The organism is Megasphaera sp. UBA4233 (assembly GCF_002395615.1).
Taxonomy (GTDB): Bacteria; Bacillota; Negativicutes; order Veillonellales; family Megasphaeraceae; genus Megasphaera; species Megasphaera hexanoica.
Genome location: NZ_DGXL01000025.1, coordinates 39077 through 57202, shown reverse-complemented (window position 1 = coordinate 57202; position 18126 = coordinate 39077). Strand labels below are relative to the sequence as shown.

Genomic DNA, 18126 nt, shown 5'->3' with positions numbered 1-18126 from the left:
GATGTTTATAATAACAAATTCATCACAAAAGGAGTCACAGGAGAAATATGTATACACCCAGACGCCGGGCGAAACACGCCAAAAAGAAAGGACCACTGCACAGTCTGCGCGTGCTCATTGTCTTTCTTTTCGTCGTCGCAGCCGGACTCGGTTTTGGCTATATTTTTGCCGCTTACCAGAGTCTGCCGCCCGTAAGCAACAACATGCGGCCAGCCGTTTCATCCCAGGTATTCGACAGTCACGGACGGCTGATCACGACTCTTCATTCCGACCAGAACCGCCTTCCCATCGATATTAACAAAGTGCCGGCCAACCTGCAGAACGCCTTCATCGCCGCCGAAGATAACCGTTTCTATGAACATATCGGCATCGACCCCATCGGCATTCTCCGCGCCATCGTCACCAACCTGACGAACCGCGGCATCGCCCAGGGCGGCAGTACGATTACACAGCAGCTGGCAAAAAATGCCTTCCTCTCCCAGGAACAGACGCTGAAACGTAAAGTACAGGAAGCCATGCTGGCCCTGGAAATCGAGCACAAGTACTCGAAGAAAGAAATCCTGGAAATGTACATGAACCAGATTTATTTCGGCCAGGGCGCCTACGGCATCCAGACGGCGGCCAAGACCTACTTCGACCGCGATGTCAACGACCTGACACTGGCCCAGTGCGCCATGCTGGCAGGCCTGCCCAAGAGTCCGAATTACTACTCGCCCTTCAATAATCTGGAAGAAGCCAAATCCCGTAAAAACGTCGTCCTCGACCAGATGGCAAAATACGGCTACATCACATCCGATCAGGCGGCAGAAGCCAAAAACGCCGACCTCCACCTGTCCCACAACAAGCAGACAGCGGAAAATTCCGAATCGGAATCGTTCATCGACTATGTATCCCAGCTGGTTGCTGCCAAGTACGGCGACGATGCCCTGTACAAAGAAGGCCTCAAGATTTACACGACCCTCGATACGGAAAAACAGCATGCTGCCGTACAGGCCATGAAAAACCTGCCGGACAACTACACCGATAAAAACGGCCTGACCCAGCCCCAGGGCGCACTGGTCTCCATCGACCCCCGCAACGGCCACATCCTGGCTATGGTAGGCGGCCGCGGCCAGGACAGCTTCAACCGGGCCAGCATGGCCGTCCGCCAGCCCGGGTCGGCCTTTAAGCCTTTCGTCTATATGACGGCCCTGCAGGATGACATGACGCCCGATTCGACCATGGAAGACAAAAAAGTCACCTATGGCGGATGGAGCCCCCAGAATGCGGAAAAATCCTATTCCGGCACGATGACCCTCCGTCAGGCCCTGGCCCATTCGGTCAATACCATCGCCGTCCAGCTGGCCGACAAGGTAGGCACATCCAAAATCATCAACAATGCCAAGAAAATGGGCATTACGACCCTCGTCGAAAAAGGCAGTACCAATGACAACAACCTGGCCATGGCCCTCGGCGGCCTGACCCGTGGCGTCATCCCTCTGGAAATGGCCAGCGCCTACGGTACATTCGCCAATAAGGGCGTCCACGTCAAACCGGTGGCCATCACCAAGATTCTCGACCGCAACGGCAATGTCATCGAAGACAACAGCTCCGGCAAAGGGGAAGAAACGCGGGTCCTCTCCGAACGGGAAGCCTATGAAATGACCAGCATGCTCGAAGCGGTCATCGAAAGCGGTACCGGTACAGCCGCAGCCATCGGCCAGCCGGCAGCAGGCAAGACCGGGACGACCGATGACAACAAAGATGCCTGGTTTGTCGGCTACACCCCGACCATCGTCACCGCCGTCTGGGTCGGCGACGACACGGGAGCCCACAGTCTGGGCGAAATCTACGGCGGCACCGTACCAGCCCGTATCTGGCACGACTACATGGTACAGGCTGCCAGCAGCGATTCGTCAGACTTCTCCGTACCGGCAGGCATGCAGAAAGCCAGCCGCGCCAGCGAGACAAAGAGCACGGCATCGGAAAAAAAGAGCACAAAGTCTACGACGACAAAAGAAAAATCAAAGCAGGATACGCCGCAGGGAAAACAGCAGGCGGCCCGCAACAATAAGAATCAGTAACATAACGGAGGCTGCCACCATGGGCAGCCTCCGTTTATGTTAGCTGTAAGGAAAAGCTGCTGCCCTTCCTCTTTCGATGAACGACCTAAGGCCTTTTCATCAAACGTAAAACTAACGTAAAACTATCTTTTTCTGCAACCTGTAAAGGAGTACCCTCATGTTCAACCGCATCGTCTTTTTCTGGAAAATTGGCTGCCTCGGCGCCGTACTGGGACTAGCCAACTGGTATGTCTATAAAAACGCCCTGCCCCCTGCTGTTTCCAGCTGGTCTCTGCTGGGTTTTCTCCTGTTTCCTTTCTGTTTCTCTCTAGCCTATAATGCCATCCACTCCGTTCCCGTTCCCATCGCCAAAGGATTCTCCTGGATTGGCGGCTTCTGGTTTATTTTTACCATCTATGCCACTATGGGCTCCTGCGTCTATGCTGTACTGTACCTTTTAAGCCGCCTCACGGGATATGAGCCGCTCTGGCAGGCATATCAGGACAGTCTTGCCCTCGTGCTGCTGCTTCTGGTCCTCGCCATCATGGCCCGGGGCATCTATAAAGCCGTCCACCCCGCCATCCGTCACGTCGCGATTCAGACGGAAAAGGCAGTCACGCCGGTCCGGCTGGCCTTCCTTACCGATATCCACATGGGACCCCTGCAGAGCCACTGGTACACGCGGCGCCTCGTCCGCCGCGTCATGGCGCTCCGGCCAGATGCCGTCCTCTTCGGCGGCGACCTCATCGACGCCCATCTTGCCTTTGTCCTCCGCGACGGCAGTTACCGCCTCTTGCAGGACCTCAAAGCCCCACTGGGCGTCTGGGCCGTCTTTGGCAACCACGACTTTTTTGACGGCGATATAGAAGAAGAGGAAACGGCTTTTTCCTTTTGTCACTTCCTGCGCCATGACCGGTCAGAACTGGCCCCGGGTATCACCCTGACCGGTCTCAACGACTACATCCATTTCCCATCAGAATCCGTGCCGGACTGCGACCAGTCACAATTCAACATCATCATGGACCACGAACCCCTGCGCATAGAAAAAGCCGGAAAAAAAGGGTATGACCTCTACCTGGGAGGTCATACCCATGGGGGACAGTTTTTCCCCGTCACCTGGATTACGGACAGGATGTACCTGCTCAACTACGGCAACCGCCGCATCGGGACCATAGACGCCATCGTCTCCAGCGGCTACGGCTCCTGGGGCTTCCCCTTCCGGACAGGCCCGTCGCCGGAGATCGTGATAATAAAAATAGAAAGTAATAAGATTTAGTTTGTAGTTTGAGGTTTGATGAAATCACACAACCTTCCATCAAAAATCCCGGCCAACGGCCCTTCCCTCACACATCCAGGTAGGCGCCGGCCATGGCGGAGACGGCTAGTTTGGAGTAGAGGCGCTGGACCGGGGATTTCGGTTTGAGCTGTGGCAGTTTCCAGTTCTTCTTCCGTTCTGCCAGGATAGCCGTGATTTCTTCAGGCGTCTTCTTTTCTCCCTTGACGCCAACGATGTTCAGGCGGCGGTTGGGAATATCGATTTCGATAAGGTCATCGTTTTCAATGAGGGCGATAGGACCTCCTTCGACGGCTTCCGGCGAGATATGGCCGATGCATGGTCCCGAACTTGCGCCGGAGAAGCGGCCGTCTGTGATGAGGGCAACCGAGTGGTTCAGCGTCTGGTCGTAGACGATGGCATCGGTCGTCATGTGCATTTCCGGCATGCCCGAGCCTTTCGGCCCTTCATAGCGGATGACGATGATGCTGTTCTGGGGAATCTGCCGCTTGATGACAGCGTCATAGGCCGCTTCTTCCGAGTTGAAGACCAGTGCCTTTCCCGTATGATGGTGCATTTCCGGTACGGTCGCCGAGTATTTGATGACCCCGCCGTCGGGGGCGATATTGCCCTTCATGACGGCGACAGAGCCGTACATTTTCGCCTGTTCCGGCGGCGTGATGACGTCTTCCGGTTTGATGCCGAAATTGCGCAGATGGCCGTGGCAGCGGGCAAAGAAATCGTCTTCCCAGAGCTGTTCCAGATTTTCGCCCAAAGTCTTGCCCGTACAAGTCATGACATCGAGGTTCAGCTGATCCCGGATCAGCCATTCGACCATGGGCACGCCGCCGGCCATCCAGAACATTTCCCCTACATAGGGACCGTTGGGCTGTACATTGACCAGATGCTTGATCTTGCGGTTTACTTCATCAAATACTTCAGGGTCGATGGTAATGCCCAGTTCGTGAGCCGCCGCCGGCAGGTGGATGAAGGCATTGGTACTGCCGCCGAGAGCGGCGTGGACTTTGATGGCATTCATGAAGGCATCTTCGGTCATGATCTTCGAAGCCGTAATTCCCTGCCGCGCCAGATTCATGACGGCATCGCCGGCCGCCCGGGCATAATGCTTGATTTCGGCAAACATGGCCGGCATGAGGGCCGTTCCGGGCAGGGCCAGTCCCAGTGCTTCCGACATGCACTGCATAGTGCTGGCCGTCCCCATAAACTGACAGACGCCGCATGTCGGGCAGTTGGAAAGTTTGTAATTGCGCATTTCTTTCTGCACCGGTTCGCCCCGTTTTTCCCGCGCACAGAGCCGGCCGCACAGGCCTGCCGTTGTCATATCGGGACCGACGTGCTGGCTGCCGCCGGGAACGTGGACCGTCGGCAGATCCAGCCGGGCCGCCGCGATGAGATGGGCCGGCACCGATTTGTCACAACTCGACAGCAGGACCAGACCGTCCCAGGGAATGACGTTGCCGTGGATTTCTACGAGATTGGCAATGATTTCCCGGCTGAGGAGGATGTAATTCATGCCGTCATGGCCTTCCGCCCAGCCATCGCAGATATCCGTCGCATGGAAACGGGCCGCCTTGCCACCGCTTTCCAGTACGCCCTGACTGACCTGTTCGGCCAGGACATCGAGATGATAACTGCCCGGGTGGCTTTCTCCCTGGACATCATCAACGAGAATCTGCAACTTATCCAGATCCCGTTCCGACCAGTTCATGGCCAGTTTCAATGCATCGACCTGCGGCCAGATTTTCCGCGTCGCTTTACTCCGTTGTACATCCATATGTAACACCCCTTTGTATTTGTTTGTAAATCCATACGTTTTCGTATACCCATATGGTAATTCTCACTTGCGTTTTTGTCAATTTATATGATTAATTGGTATACTAGAGTATAAGATAAGAGCTGTACTATGCTTCTATGTAAAAGGACCCACGGACTGCGCCCCTTTTCATCAAACATCAAAACAGGCCTGTCGCGGGGACAGGCCTGTTGGTATTTACATGATTATTTATCTGTCGTATTCTTTTCCTTGCGGATGACGTCGTGGGCGCCGCCTTCTACGATGGACGTTGCCGAAACGAGGGTAATCTTGGCTTTCTGCTGCAGTTCCGGAATGGTCAGGGCACCGCAGTTGCACATGGTCGATTTAATCTTGCTGGTTGTCTTTTCCACGTTTTCCTTGAGCGGACCGGCATAGGGGACGTAGGAATCGACGCCTTCTTCGAAGGACAGCTTCTTGTCACCGCCCAGGTCATACCGCTGCCAGTTGCGGGCACGGTTGGAACCTTCGCCCCAGTATTCTTTGACGTAGGTACCGCCGATCATGACTTTTTCCGTCGGGCTTTCGTCGAAGCGGGCGAAATACCGGCCAAGCATGACGAAATCAGCACCCATGGCCAGGGCCAGTGTGATGTGGTGGTCGTATACGATGCCGCCGTCGGAGCAGACCGGAATGTATACGCCAGTCTTTTCAAAGTATTCGTCACGGGCTTTGCAGACTTCGATAAGAGCCGTAGCCTGACCGCGGCCGATGCCTTTCGTTTCACGGGTAATACAGATGGAGCCGCCGCCGATACCGACTTTGATGAAATCAGCGCCGCATTCAGCCAGGAAGTTGAAGCCATCCCGGTCTACGACATTGCCGGCCCCGACTTTGACCGAATCACCATAATGCTGGCGAATCCACTGGAGAGTCAGCTTCTGCCATTCCGAGAAGCCTTCGGAGGAATCGATGCAGAGGGCATCCGCACCGGCTGCCAGAAGGGCCGGTACCCGTTCGGCATAATCGCGGGTATTGATCCCGGCGCCGACGATATAACGTTTCTTTTCGTCGAGGAGTTCGCCCGGGTTTTCTTTATGATCGGCATAGTCCTTGCGGAATACGAAAGAATTGAGCGTCCCGTCTTCATTGACGATTGGCAGAGCATTGAGTTTCTTATCCCAGATGATGTCATTGGCTTCGCCGAGAGTAACGCCATTTTTGGCATAAATCATCTTTTCAAGGGGTGTCATGAAATCTCTGACGGGAGTAGCCGGATCCATACGGCTCACGCGGTAATCACGGCTGGTGACGATACCGACGAGCTTGCCATTGACGGTGCCATCGGAGGTAACGGCGACAGTGGAATGGCCGGTCTTTTTCTTGAGAGCTACCACATCAGCCATGGTCATATCCGGGCTGACGTTGGAATCACTGGGTACGAAGCCCGATTTATAGGCCTTGACTTTGGCAACCATAGCCGCTTCCTGTTCGATGGTCTGGGAGCCGTAAATGAACGACACGCCGCCAGCTTTTGCCAGGGCAACGGCCAGTTTTTCACCGGAAACGGACTGCATAATAGCGGAAACCATGGGGATCGTCATTTCAATCGCGGGCTTTTCCCCTTTTTTATATTTTACGAGAGGCGTTTTGAGAGATACATTCGCCGGCATACACTCACTCGATGAATACCCGGGAATCAAAAGATATTCATTAAAAGTGTGTGACGGTTCGTTGATATAAATAGCCATGTTTATCCTCCTTATCAATACGACAACTCTAAACCGGACCCTGTATCTGCCGGTCTCTCATTCTCTTTTCCCCATATGGGATATTTATATCATTATACCCCCTGTATGGACAAAATCAAGTAGTATAATTGTACCATTTTATGCATGTTTGTTATAAGCTGACAGCAAGAGCTCCCATTCTTTCTGGCAGCGCCGATGGCCTTTCTTCATCATACCTTCCGCCCTGACGGGCACCTTCCCTTCACAGGGACGGCAAAGAATCTCTGTCCGCAGAGCCGGCTGCTGACCGCCAGCTGCCGACGGCTGGCCTTTCCTGCCGTAAAGTGGGCAAAAAGTGGGCAAAAAAAGAGCAATGGGAAACATTCTTTCGTCATCAAAATCGCCCACAATCCGCATGATTAAGCGATTATAAACGTTAGGAAATATTTCTCATTGCTCCCACAAATCAATGGCGGAAAGGGTGGGATTCGAACCCACGGTGCGTTGCCGCATCACTAGTTTTCAAGACTAGCTCCTTAAACCACTCGGACACCTTTCCATGTAGTGCTACCAAAATAGTATAGCAGAACTTTTCCAAAATAGCAATAGACAGGATCCATCTGCCTTGCGCCGGCCAAAAAAACAAAAAAAGGCAGTCTCCTGTTTAACCGTGCCTGTACGAAACAAGCCGCACGTAGAAGACCGCCTTTGGTAAGGTACAGATCCTTTTGGCGGGAGTGAGCCTCCGCCCCCGTATCCACCAACGGTGTACTTGCAGGCAGGGAGCAACAATAAAGGTGGAGTTGCTCCGCTGCGAACACCCATGTAAAGGACCGGCACCCTAAAATAGTAGCGCCTGCAGTGAAAGATTTGATTCACACGCAGCTACTACCCGTACGCCTACACTAATCGCGCGTACAGGAGATACTATTTTAAGAACCCCGATTACCATAACCAGGGATTCCATATTCACTGTACCATAGAACGGGAAAAAAAGAAAGGTTATTTTTTGTGAAAGAAATGGGGAGCATCGCCCCACTGCCCCAGACCTACCGTATCCCCCACTGATGCCACGCGGCCGCTCAGGCAGTTGCGGCACTGTTCGGCCTGTTCATCGACGCAGGGTTTGTTGTCGTAGAGAAGGTACTGGGAACGGAACCGGGGAAGCGTCACGATGGGCATGAGGATATTGGCGCCGGCCCTGAGTCCCAGTTCCCGTCCCAGGGGATGGAGAGCCTGCAGGGCCGTCGTCGCCGCGATATTGACATCCCTCAGAAAGAGACGCGTCACAGCAATCATGGCAAGGCCCAGATGGAGACGGTGCAGTTTATCCGCCTGGGAATCGCATCCGGCCGCGAGGACTTCCTTTCCAATCGGGGTCTGATGATGGACGACATAAGGCCCCATGCCGATCATGTCGATATTCATATCCCGGTAAAAGAGGATATCGTCTGCCAGATCTTCCAGAGTCTGCCCCGGCAGGCCGATCATATCCCCCGTCCCCACCTGATAGCCGATCCGGCCCAGTGCGCGGAGACAATCCCGGCGCACCGTCCATTCGTGATGGCCGTCCCGGGGATGGAGCCGGGCATAGAGAGCGGGATTGCTGGTCTCGATGCGCAGCAGATAGCGGTGGGCGCCGGCGGCAAACCAGCGGCGGTACGTTTCTTCCGTCTGTTCCCCTACGCACAGGGTCAGGCCGAGACCACCATTTCCAATCTTCTTGATGTCCCGCACCAGGTCTTCTATATAAGAAATAAATTTCTCATCCTGCCGTTCGCCTGACTGAAGAGTCAGCGACCCATAGCCGGCCTCATAGGTCCAGCGGGCCATGGCCAGGATATCGTCCCGTTCCGTATCGAACCGCTCTACCTCCGCATTATCGCGGCGGATGCCGCAATAGCGGCAATTCTTGATGCAGCGGTTGGAAAATTCGATGAGTCCCCGGTAATAAGCGACCCGGCCGACGGTTTCCGCTTTTACGGCATAGGCCGCATCATACAGGGCCTGCCGGTCATCGGCATCGGTAAGGCCGAGAAGCGTCACCAGATCATACCGGTCCATAGCCGGCCCTTTGGCCAGCAGCGCACGCAGCGCCGGTGATACTGCCATAGACATCCTCCTTTAATTGCGGTTTTCCAGTCCCGTCTTTTCAAAGACGATGAACGCCAGACTGAGAATCATAGCAACGACCGTAGCCAGACCCATCCCTTTCAGCTGTACCGGACCGACGGCAATCGTTGCCCCTGACAGGCCCGTAATCATGGTGACAGCCGTGAGGATCAGATTCTTGGACCGGGTATAATCGACTTTCTTTTCGACGAGCATGCGGATGCCCGATGCGGCAATGAAGCCAAAGAGCAGGATGCACACCCCGCCCATGACCGGCGTCGGGATGCCATGGATGAGAGCAGCAATCTTGCCGATGAAGGAAAACAGGATGGCAAAGACGGCGGCACCGCCGATGACCCACGTACTGTATACACCGGTGATGGCCATGACGCCCATATTTTCCCCGTAAGTCGTATTCGGCGTCGAACCGACGAGACCGGAAATGACGTTGGACAGGCCGTCGGCAAAGAGACTGCGGTGCAGGCCCGGATCCTTGATGAGATTCCGCCCGACGATATCACTGGTGACAAAGAGGTGTCCCAGATGTTCGGCAAAGACGACGAACAAGGCCGGCATGATCATCATGATGGCACTGAAATTAAATTCCGGCTTGTAGAACGTCGGCACGGCAAACCAGGGCGTTTCTTCCACAGCCGTCAGATCGACGACGCCCATGAAATACGACAGGATATAGCCGGACACGACACCGATCAGGATAGGGATGATGCCGATGAAGCCCCGGCCGAGGAGCGTCGCCAGAATAGTGACGATGAGAGTAAAGGTAGAAATGATCATGGCCGTTTCATTGCTCATCCCCTGGGCATCGCCGAGGTAGCCCGACATGGTCATGGCAAGCGGTGCCAGTTCCAGCCCGATAATGGCTACGATAGCACCCATGGCAGCCGGCGGGAAGAGGATGTCGATCCACTTCGTCCCCACTTTATCGACGATCGCCGCCAGTATCATGAACGACAGGCCGAAAACGATGAACCCGCCCTGGGCATCACCGTAGGTCATGCCCGGCGTAGCGCATACGGCCAGGACCGGGGAAATAAAGGCAAAACTGGAGCCGAGATAGGCCGGCAGCCGCCATTTGCAGATGGTCAGGTACAAGAGCGTGCCGATGCCATTCATAAACAAGGCCGTAGCCGGATCGACGTGGAGCAGGAACGGCACCAGTACGGTCGATCCAAACATAGCAAACAAATGCTGCAGACTCAGAGGGATTGTCGGCAGAATCGGCAATCGTTCATCTACCTGTATAATTCTTCGTTCCATGAAAAAGCCTCCTAATCAATATCATCGCAGAGGAAAACGGCTGCGCGTCTCCTCTTTCATCGAATGCAGGGCCGGTTGCTCCCGCAGGCGGGCGTCGATGACGGCCTCGCGGTAATTGCGGTGGGCAATGTTGAGGAGCAGCGCCGCGGCAATCATGTTGAGCAAAAGCGACGTGCCACCATAGCTGATAAACGGCAGCGGTACACCGACGACAGGCAGGATGCCGCTGACCATGGCCAGATTGATCATTCCCTGACCGCCAAAGTACATGGTAATCCCTACGGTCAGCAATTTTCCAAAGGTATCGCGCGTATTCCAGGCACAGTTGCAGCCGAAATAAATAATCATACTGAACAGGACCAGCATAAATATAGAACCGCGCATCCCCCATTCCTGGGCCAGGACGGCAAAGGCAAAGTCCGTATGGGCTTCGGGCAGATAACTGAACTTGCTGATACCTTCACCCAGCCCCTGCCCCATAATGCCGCCGGAACCGATAGCGATGAGCCCCTGCACGGTCTGATACCCCAGCGTCTTTTCATAGGACCAGGGATCATACCAGGAAATAATGCGGTTCATGCGGTATGGCGCCGAGAGCAGGTACACGATGCCTACGGCAAGAGTCGCCAGAAGAGGCACCTTGGCCTTGAGGATACTGGCTCCGCTCACCCAGAACATAACAAGCGGCAGGAATAAAATAACCAGAGCCGTGCCGGCATCGGGCTGGCGGAACACGAGGATGCCCAGGAGAAGCGGCGGCAGCAGCAGCGGATGGGGCACAAAGCGGATCCGTTTCCACCGCGGCTCTTTCCCTGTTGGGGACGGGAAAAACGCCGACAGGGGCGAGAAAAATTCGATATGGCCTTTCTTATCCCACAGTGGCGCCAGCTTGTCAGCCGTAAAAAGGATGACGACCAGCTTGGCGATTTCCGAAGGCTGGAAGGTAAATCCTCCTGCCCCGAGCCAGCGCCGGGCGCCGTTGACGACGATTCCCGCCGCCAGCACGGCAACAAGCAGGATAACCGTAAAGACGAACAGGCGGACCGACCATTTCTTCCACATATGATAGTCCTTTTTGTAGACAAACAAGGCCGGTACCAGTCCCAGGGACAGATACACACCCTGCCGGATGAGATGGCCGTAGGCACTGCCCCCTTCTGCCATATCCTCGACAAAAGTCGAACTGAACACATTGGACGTGCCGATGATGATCAGCAGAAAAAAAGCAATGAGGAGCATCCAGAAATTGCGGCGCATCTCCTTAGTGTGCGGATTCATCAGCCTTCACCTCCGCAGGGCGGGTGGCGGCGCAATGGAAAATCGGCTGCCCTTTGGCACTGAATTTCGCTTCGTATTCCGTCATCGCTTCATTGACGATATCACTATGATGCAGATCATAGGTCACCTCTGACAACGGCCAGTTCCGCTGGCGGAATTCTTCCAGCGTAAAATCGAACAGACCGGCATTATCGGATTTGAACAATACCATGCCTCCCGGAGCCAGCAGCCGGGCATAGCGGTCCAGAAACAGACGGTACGTCAGACGGCGCTTGGCGTGGCGCGACTTGGGCCAGGGATCACAGAAATTGATGAAAAACCGGTCCACTTCACCGGGAGCAAAGATATCCTCGATTTTTGCCACATCATACTTTAGCAGATGTACATTGGAAACTTCCGCTTCAGCGCATTTCTTTCCGGCATAATACAGGACCCCCGTCTGGATTTCGATCCCGATAAAATTCACCTCCGGGTGCAGCACGGCCATCTGGGAAATGAAATTCCCCTTTCCCGTACCCAGCTCGACCCAGAGCGGCACATCGGGGCGGGCAAACACAGACCGCCAGCGGCCTTTATATTCCTCCGCTCCGGACAGATGGACAAACGAATCATACTCGCGGATGGCATCGTCAATCCAGGGTTTTCTTCGTAAACGCATAGCATAACTCCTTTAAAAAAGGCTGATTCCATCACACGAAATCAGCCATAGACATAAATTTACTTGTATTATTATAGGTAATATAAAAGACACTGTCAAGACGGGGAGGGCAGGCAGGCGTCAGATGCTCATGACCTTTCCCCTCTGTTCCCACAATAAACTCCAGTACCTGGGAAAAGGCAATACTCATAATGTCATGGACGGGAAACAATACGATAAATAATACCACTTCCAGAGCAGCCCCACGAGACCTGCATCATAACGCCAAACCTGTCACCTCATTTCCAAATATGCAAATGATTATCAGGAATATATCAGTAAGTTTCTACATATGACATTCAAACACATACAGCCAATCACGGTGATTCATTTCTAACAGCCGTCTCTTACCATCGTCAGCATCCATGAGAAAATTATCGTATTGATCCACCACAGCCGCGAGGTACAATTTTTCATGTTCATTCTGGGGATTCAGCTCTTCTAGGGGTACAATCTGCTTCGCTTTCCCTGACTTAGGCCAGGAAATAATAGTATGCCTTCCGACGACACGTATGACACGGCAAGTTTCTTCCTCAAAATAGTCAATATAATCCGGTATTAATGCACACATCCTATCTATTATGTTTTTACGATTGCCAATGACAGCTACATTGTACCGTCCCATACGCCACTCCTCCTATTCTGTAAACCGTTCAATCACTCGTATTGTTACATAATATGATACCTTCATCGAACATATGTGTCAATCCATCGGGCCCGGCCTTTTTATCATATGAGCCCCAATTTCTGAGTCCGAGGATGCTGCACGTCGAACGGACAATCGGACTCAGAATGAACTCTTTATTGAAATAAGAACCCTTCCGCCACTTCGTGGCCCTCCTTCCCTTATCAGAGACGGCAAAGATACCCGGTCCGTCGAACCGGCTACTGGCTGATGACTGATGACTGCTGCCCTTCCTGCTAACCACTAATCACTGGCCACCAGCTGCCAGCCTTTCCCTCTTCGACGGACGGCCTGCGGCCTTTTCATCAAACGTTAAACTATCTTTTCCAACCTACAAACAACAGCCCTTTCCCGTACGAACAGGAAAGGGCTGTCTCTTACTTCCAGGCCAGCAGGAGCTCGCCTTTGAAGTTTTCTTCGATGTATTGTCTGACTTCCGGAGACTGGAAGGCTTTGACAAATTTCTGATATGCCGGGTTGTCTTTGTCTTTGGCCCGGGCGGCGATGACGTTGACATAGGGGCTGGTATCGTCTTCGGTGGCGATACGGTCGCTGATGCGCAGGCCGGCGGTGATGGCGTATCCGGCGTTGATGATGGCGCCGTCGGCATCATCGATGGAACGGGGCAGCTGGCCGGCTTCCAGTTCTACGATGTCGATGTGCCTGGGATTGGAGGTGATGTCCTGGGTCGTCAGTTTGGTCTGATCGGCACCATCCCGGAGGGTGATCCAGCCCAGTTTGCTCAGGAGCAGCAGAGCCCGGCTGCCATTATTGGGGTCGTTGGGGATGGCGATGCGGGCGCCGTCCGGTACGTCTTTGATATCCGTATAGCGGTGGGAATAGAGGGCAATCGGTGCCAGGTAAGTATCGCCGATGGGGACGAGATCAGTACCATTTTTTTCATTGAACGTATTGAGGAACGGCACGTGCTGATAGGAGTTGAGGTCGATATCGCCATCGGCCAGGGCTTTATCGGGTGTGATGTAGTCCGAGAATACCTTGACTTTGACGGTCAGGCCGTCTTTGGCCGCGGCCTTGGCGACCTGTTCCATGATCTGTTCCCCCGATCCGGGGTTGACGCCTACGGTGATTTCTTTCTTTTCCGCACTGCCATTCTGAGTGCTGCCACAGCCTGCCAGGACGGCGGTCAGGGCCAGGGCGGTGAGAGTCAGGGTGATGATTTTTTTCCATTGAATATGCATGTCATATTCCTCCTTTTATTTGTATACAAAATCGGTATATTTTATATTTGCAAGGATACGGCAGTGCGCATCCCCGTATGCAGGGAATCAGCGGATGGCCGTATCGATGATTTTCTGTGCTTCTTCCGGCACGCCCCGGCCTTCTACGGCGTTGGCCGATCCGAAATCGCGGCAGTGTGCCGCCCCGTCTGCTGTGACGGAATGCATGCCATAGCGTTTGCGGTCGGCCCCTACGGGACAAACGGCAATACAGACGCCGCAGGGATAGCGGAATTCCGTCTTGAGTTTCTGATGATAGCCGGCACAGCGCGCTTTGGCCATATCGGCGATGAGCCGGTCGTTCCGGGGCGTAAAGGCATGGGTCGGACAGTTGAAGACGCAGCGCTTGCACTGGATGCACAAGTCTTTTTCCTGCATGGCGTCGGCCGGTACGTCAGCGTCGGTAATGACCGATACGAGGCGCACCCGCGGGCCGTATTCGGGCGTGATCAGGGTGTGATTGAGTCCCAGCGTCCCCAGGCCGGCGTATTTTCCGGCAAAGACGTGGGAAAAGGCTGCTTCCGGTTTTTTGACCAGGACGGAAATGTCGCCGTAGCAGTCGCGGGGAAACCAATGAGCCCGGTAACCCCACTGGTTGAGCTTGTTGGCCAGGCGGTATGCCGTGTCATCGAGGAGACGGTTCGTCGTATTGTAACATTCGGAATAGACGACCGATGGCGTCGTTTCAATCATGGGAAGGTAAATCTGTACGCCCAGGACGATGACCGTCCGGCTCCAGGGCCAGATGGACTGGGGCCAGTACGCTTCGGCCACTTCTCCCTGCTGCGGCCAGCGGTCTACGCTGGCAAATCCCACAATATTGGCCCCCAGACGCAGGGCCTGCCGTTTGATCCGTTGTTTCAGGGCACTTCGCTGCTGCCCTGTCTGTTTCTGCTGTTCCATCGTGTCACCTCATCATAAAAAAAAACTTCCATCCCCGCAAAGGGACGGAAGTACCGTGTTACCACCCAATTTCACCGGCTCTTCACAAAGCCGGCCTTCTCGAGTACGCAGGCCACAGGCCCTCAATACTCCAGCACAGTAACGGGTGCACCCGGGCGGTCTCACTATTCGACCTGCCGGCTCAGAGGCCATCTTCCAGAAGCTGTCTTGCATCTCCTCCCACCATGTGGAGACTCTCTGGGCCATTCCTGCTTCTGTACTCTTCTCTTCATTGCCTGTTGTTCAGTTGATGGTGTAAGTTTACCATAGGCACCGGGCTCTGTCAATACAATTTTAGAACTTTATTCTAATTTTATTTCTTCTGCCCGTATCTGAGTGAAGTCTCTTATTTTCTGTCATATTCTGTCTTCTATGGCAGGAAATAAAAAATCCATCATCCCCCGGATTTACAAGGAGATGATGGATGGAATGTAATTCTATTATTTATTGGCTTCCAGCCAGTCGAGGGCATACTGGGCAAAGATAGCGGCGCCGTTTCCCAACACGTCCTCATCGACGGTATAGCGGTTGCTGTGCTGGGGATACATGGCATTTTTTTCGGGATTGCGGATGCCGACGATGCCGTAGCAGCAGGGCTTCTTTTCCGTATAGAAGGCAAAATCTTCGCAGGCCATGGTGTGTTCCATGGGGACGACGTTGTCTTCGCCTACGACTTTGGCCGCCGCTTTGGCTCCCAGTCCGGCACAGGCTGCGTCATTGATAGTCGGCGGGGCGATGAGATCCATGTGGAAATCGGCGGTAGCACCGTATTGATGAGCCGTATCGTGGACCATATCGCTCAGCATCGTTTCCAGCAGTTTGCCCGTTTCCGGCAGGAAATAACGGCATGTCCCTTCCATATGGGCTTCGCCGGAGACGATATTAAAGGCCGTGCCACTCCGGACGGTGCCTATGGTCAGGGCAACCGAATCGAGGGGGCTGACCCGGCGGGATACGATGGTCTGGATATTGAGCATGATGGACGCCGCTACGACCGAGGCATCGATGCCCTGATGAGGCAGCGATCCGTGGCAGCCCGTGCCGTGAACGTCGATGTAGAAATGGGTGCCGGCGGCAAAGCGGGGGCCGGCCTGGATATTGACCTTGCCGGCAGGCATGTCGAACCAGACATGGGCCGCGTACATGGAGCCGATTTTATCATACCAGTCGCCGAAGCGCAGCATGTATTCCGCACCGGCGCAGAGTTCTTCTGCCGGCTGGAAAACAAAATAGACCGTGCCGCAGATCTGGTCCTGTACTTCGTGGAGGATGTACGCCGCCCCAAGGAGCATGGCGATGTGGTTGTCATGACCACAGGCATGCATTTTGCCTTCGTTTTCCGAAGCAAAGGGAAGGCCTGTCAGTTCTTTGACCGGCAGCCCGTCGATATCGGCGCGGAGTGCTACGGCCTTGCCAGGTTTTCCGCCTTTGAGGCAGGCGACGAGGCCCGTATTCTTTTCCGGGTTGATTTCATAGGGAATCCCCAGTTTGTCCAATTCGGCAGCAATCCGTGTCGTCGTTTCCACTTCCTGGAAACTCAGTTCCGGATGGCGGTGGAACTCCCGCCGCAACGATACGACCGTATCCTGATATTTCTTTGCCAGTTCCTGAATCTGATTCACAACAACCACCCTTTCTGCGCACCGCGGCGTCTGGCTTTTTTACTATGCCTCGTCAGCGTGCCCATCATCTGCCACGTCGTCGTCAGTCAGCGTAGCCCCGCTACGCCTCCTTCCATCCTCCTTGCATCTGACGGACCCGCCGACGATGCCTGACGTAAAACGCCAGTCGTCGCGGTGCTTAATCGCTAAGTTTTGTATAAAAATAGTCGGTTCGAAGCACTGTGTAGCATGGCGTCCCCGTGAGGGGAAGCTGGCGCCAACGGCGTCTAAAGGGGCCTTTTCATCAAACTTCAAACCTCAAACTATCTTTTCACTTCAATACGTCCAGTATATCCATGACGTTGTTTACGATGTGGTCGGCTCCTTCTGCTTCGAACATGGCCCGGGCGTTCTGGCCGTCGAGGCCGGTGAGGGTGCCAATCATGACGGCGCCCATGGATCTGGCACACCATACGTCGGCCAGGGAGTCGCCTACGACGTAATAGGTCCCCTGTTTGAACGTATCCGGATGATCTGCGTAATCAGCGTAGCGGTCCGGGTAATGGCCGAAGGCTCCCAGGTAATAGGCAAAGGGATTGGGTTTGTCCAGGGAGCGGTGGAGCAGGGCCGCCGCTTCGTCGACGTCGGTCGAAGTCGAGATGTAGAGCGGGTCGAATTCGTCGTACCAGCCGTAGTGGCGGAAGGGAATTTCCATTTCCCGGCGGCTGCGGCCGGTGGCGATGGCGATGTCATAGCCGCGGCGCTTCAGTTCCTGGAACAGGTGACGGATATCATCCGGATCGGCCAGGGGGGCTTCGTTGGTGAGAAAACCGCTCTTGCCAGGGTTATCCGGTTCCCTGCCGTACGTTTCCCGGTACAGGTCGTCGCCGAAATACCAGTTCTGGAAGCAGTCCACGTGGAGATGCCACAGAGAGGAGTCGAGGGATGCATAAGGTACGAGGGCCTGTCCGCCCTTCGATTCGCCGGCGGCTTTGCCCAGGTATTCAAAGACCTGGTCTTTGCTGGCGCCGTCGGGGACGGTATCCCTGAGGACATCCAGTACATCGCTGGCCGTAGGCATGTCGCAGTTTTTCAGGAAAATGCCTGCCAGGCGGACGCCGCGCAGGGTGTCAAAGGAGAGGCGGCGGATCTGTCCTGTCGTCGCCGCATACTGTTCCAGCATGAGCCAGAGTGTCACGAAAATATGAGCATGGACCATATCCCAGTTGTCGTTGACGCCATGGCCTTTGAGCCACTGCAGGATTTCATCGTCTTTCCAGTAACGGGCCCGCAGGTCCCGTATTTCCTCTTCTGTCAGATTGGCCCGGACCGGTTCCTGGGACAGCCCCATGTACAAAGGGCTGTTGTACCATTCCCAGAGAGTCAGGGCCGATACGTCAAAATAGCGTTTTTCGCTGAGAAGCACGCCATCGACATCAAAAATTACTTTCTTCATTTTATTTCACCTTGTAA

13 protein-coding genes, 1 tRNA gene and 1 other annotated feature are annotated in these 18126 nt (G+C 54.5%); of the genes, 2 read left to right on the top strand and 12 right to left on the bottom strand.

Features of this window, described 5'->3' with window-relative positions; translation table 11 throughout:
- Nucleotides 1–47 precede the first annotated feature (47 nt).
- Together B2U90_RS08525 and B2U90_RS08520 are read left to right on the top strand one after the other, a co-directional pair.
- Nucleotides 48–2063: a transglycosylase domain-containing protein gene (locus B2U90_RS08525; RefSeq protein ID WP_292017588.1), complete on the top strand. Its 2016-nt coding sequence runs from the start codon at nucleotides 48–50 to the stop codon at nucleotides 2061–2063.
- A gap of 157 nt (nucleotides 2064–2220) precedes the next feature.
- Nucleotides 2221–3318 (top strand): metallophosphoesterase, encoded by a 1098-nt coding sequence (locus B2U90_RS08520; protein WP_292017587.1) that lies wholly within the window; start codon nucleotides 2221–2223, stop codon nucleotides 3316–3318.
- A 67-nt stretch (nucleotides 3319–3385) separates the two neighbouring features.
- Here the strand turns inward: B2U90_RS08520 and ilvD are convergent, their stop codons facing one another.
- From ilvD to B2U90_RS08460, 12 genes are all read right to left on the bottom strand, one after another.
- Complete coding sequence (gene ilvD / locus B2U90_RS08515; protein WP_292017586.1) at nucleotides 3386–5110, bottom strand: dihydroxy-acid dehydratase; 1725 nt, start codon at nucleotides 5108–5110, stop codon at nucleotides 3386–3388.
- 224 nt (nucleotides 5111–5334) lie between these two features.
- Nucleotides 5335–6840 carry an IMP dehydrogenase gene (locus B2U90_RS08510; protein ID WP_059076649.1) on the bottom strand — a complete coding sequence of 502 codons (1506 nt, stop codon included), beginning with the start codon at nucleotides 6838–6840 and terminating at the stop codon, nucleotides 5335–5337.
- A 449-nt stretch (nucleotides 6841–7289) separates the two neighbouring features.
- Nucleotides 7290–7378: transfer RNA gene (locus tag B2U90_RS08505), tRNA-Ser, on the bottom strand.
- 443 nt (nucleotides 7379–7821) lie between these two features.
- Entirely contained in the window at nucleotides 7822–8931 is a 1110-nt protein-coding gene (hydE, locus tag B2U90_RS08500) for a [FeFe] hydrogenase H-cluster radical SAM maturase HydE (RefSeq protein WP_292017585.1), read from the bottom strand.
- A 12-nt stretch (nucleotides 8932–8943) separates the two neighbouring features.
- A complete protein-coding gene (gene uraA, locus B2U90_RS08495) occupies nucleotides 8944–10209 on the bottom strand; it encodes a uracil permease (RefSeq protein WP_059076641.1) in 1266 nt (421 codons plus the stop codon).
- Nucleotides 10210–10230: 21 nt separating this feature from the next.
- A complete protein-coding gene (locus B2U90_RS08490; RefSeq protein ID WP_292017584.1) occupies nucleotides 10231–11487 on the bottom strand; it encodes an FtsW/RodA/SpoVE family cell cycle protein in 1257 nt (418 codons plus the stop codon).
- Complete coding sequence (trmB, locus tag B2U90_RS08485) at nucleotides 11471–12145, bottom strand: tRNA (guanosine(46)-N7)-methyltransferase TrmB (protein ID WP_170087251.1); 675 nt, start codon at nucleotides 12143–12145, stop codon at nucleotides 11471–11473. The genes B2U90_RS08490 and trmB overlap by 17 nt, the downstream gene beginning before the upstream one ends.
- 325 nt (nucleotides 12146–12470) lie before the next feature.
- Nucleotides 12471–12809, bottom strand: a complete 339-nt coding sequence (locus tag B2U90_RS08480) for a hypothetical protein (protein WP_150824640.1) — start codon at nucleotides 12807–12809, stop codon at nucleotides 12471–12473.
- Nucleotides 12810–13246: 437 nt separating this feature from the next.
- Nucleotides 13247–14071, bottom strand: coding sequence for a MetQ/NlpA family ABC transporter substrate-binding protein (locus B2U90_RS08475; protein WP_292017583.1), 825 nt, complete (start codon nucleotides 14069–14071; stop codon nucleotides 13247–13249).
- An 87-nt stretch (nucleotides 14072–14158) separates the two neighbouring features.
- Complete coding sequence (locus B2U90_RS08470; protein WP_059076080.1) at nucleotides 14159–15013, bottom strand: 4Fe-4S dicluster domain-containing protein; 855 nt, start codon at nucleotides 15011–15013, stop codon at nucleotides 14159–14161.
- A 37-nt stretch (nucleotides 15014–15050) separates the two neighbouring features.
- Nucleotides 15051–15294 (bottom strand) — a binding site (T-box leader).
- Nucleotides 15295–15492: 198 nt separating this feature from the next.
- Nucleotides 15493–16674: an amidohydrolase gene (locus B2U90_RS08465; RefSeq protein ID WP_292017582.1), complete on the bottom strand. Its 1182-nt coding sequence runs from the start codon at nucleotides 16672–16674 to the stop codon at nucleotides 15493–15495.
- Between the two features lie 310 nt (nucleotides 16675–16984).
- Nucleotides 16985–18109 carry an HAD family hydrolase gene (locus tag B2U90_RS08460; protein WP_292017581.1) on the bottom strand — a complete coding sequence of 375 codons (1125 nt, stop codon included), beginning with the start codon at nucleotides 18107–18109 and terminating at the stop codon, nucleotides 16985–16987.
- Nucleotides 18110–18126 lie beyond the last annotated feature (17 nt).

Bases quoted from the DNA above. Each gene is read 5' to 3' on its own strand.
- B2U90_RS08525 (WP_292017588.1), top strand. From the start codon at position 48: ATGTATACACCCAGACGCCGGGCGAAACACGCCAAAAAGAAAGGACCA.
- B2U90_RS08520 (WP_292017587.1), top strand. From the start codon at position 2,221: ATGTTCAACCGCATCGTCTTTTTCTGGAAAATTGGCTGCCTCGGCGCC.
- ilvD (WP_292017586.1), bottom strand. From the start codon at position 5,110: ATGGATGTACAACGGAGTAAAGCGACGCGGAAAATCTGGCCGCAGGTC.
- B2U90_RS08510 (WP_059076649.1), bottom strand. From the start codon at position 6,840: ATGGCTATTTATATCAACGAACCGTCACACACTTTTAATGAATATCTT.
- hydE (WP_292017585.1), bottom strand. From the start codon at position 8,931: ATGGCAGTATCACCGGCGCTGCGTGCGCTGCTGGCCAAAGGGCCGGCT.
- uraA (WP_059076641.1), bottom strand. From the start codon at position 10,209: ATGGAACGAAGAATTATACAGGTAGATGAACGATTGCCGATTCTGCCG.
- B2U90_RS08490 (WP_292017584.1), bottom strand. From the start codon at position 11,487: ATGAATCCGCACACTAAGGAGATGCGCCGCAATTTCTGGATGCTCCTC.
- trmB (WP_170087251.1), bottom strand. From the start codon at position 12,145: ATGCGTTTACGAAGAAAACCCTGGATTGACGATGCCATCCGCGAGTAT.
- B2U90_RS08480 (WP_150824640.1), bottom strand. From the start codon at position 12,809: ATGGGACGGTACAATGTAGCTGTCATTGGCAATCGTAAAAACATAATA.
- B2U90_RS08475 (WP_292017583.1), bottom strand. From the start codon at position 14,071: ATGCATATTCAATGGAAAAAAATCATCACCCTGACTCTCACCGCCCTG.
- B2U90_RS08470 (WP_059076080.1), bottom strand. From the start codon at position 15,013: ATGGAACAGCAGAAACAGACAGGGCAGCAGCGAAGTGCCCTGAAACAA.
- B2U90_RS08460 (WP_292017581.1), bottom strand. From the start codon at position 18,109: ATGAAGAAAGTAATTTTTGATGTCGATGGCGTGCTTCTCAGCGAAAAA.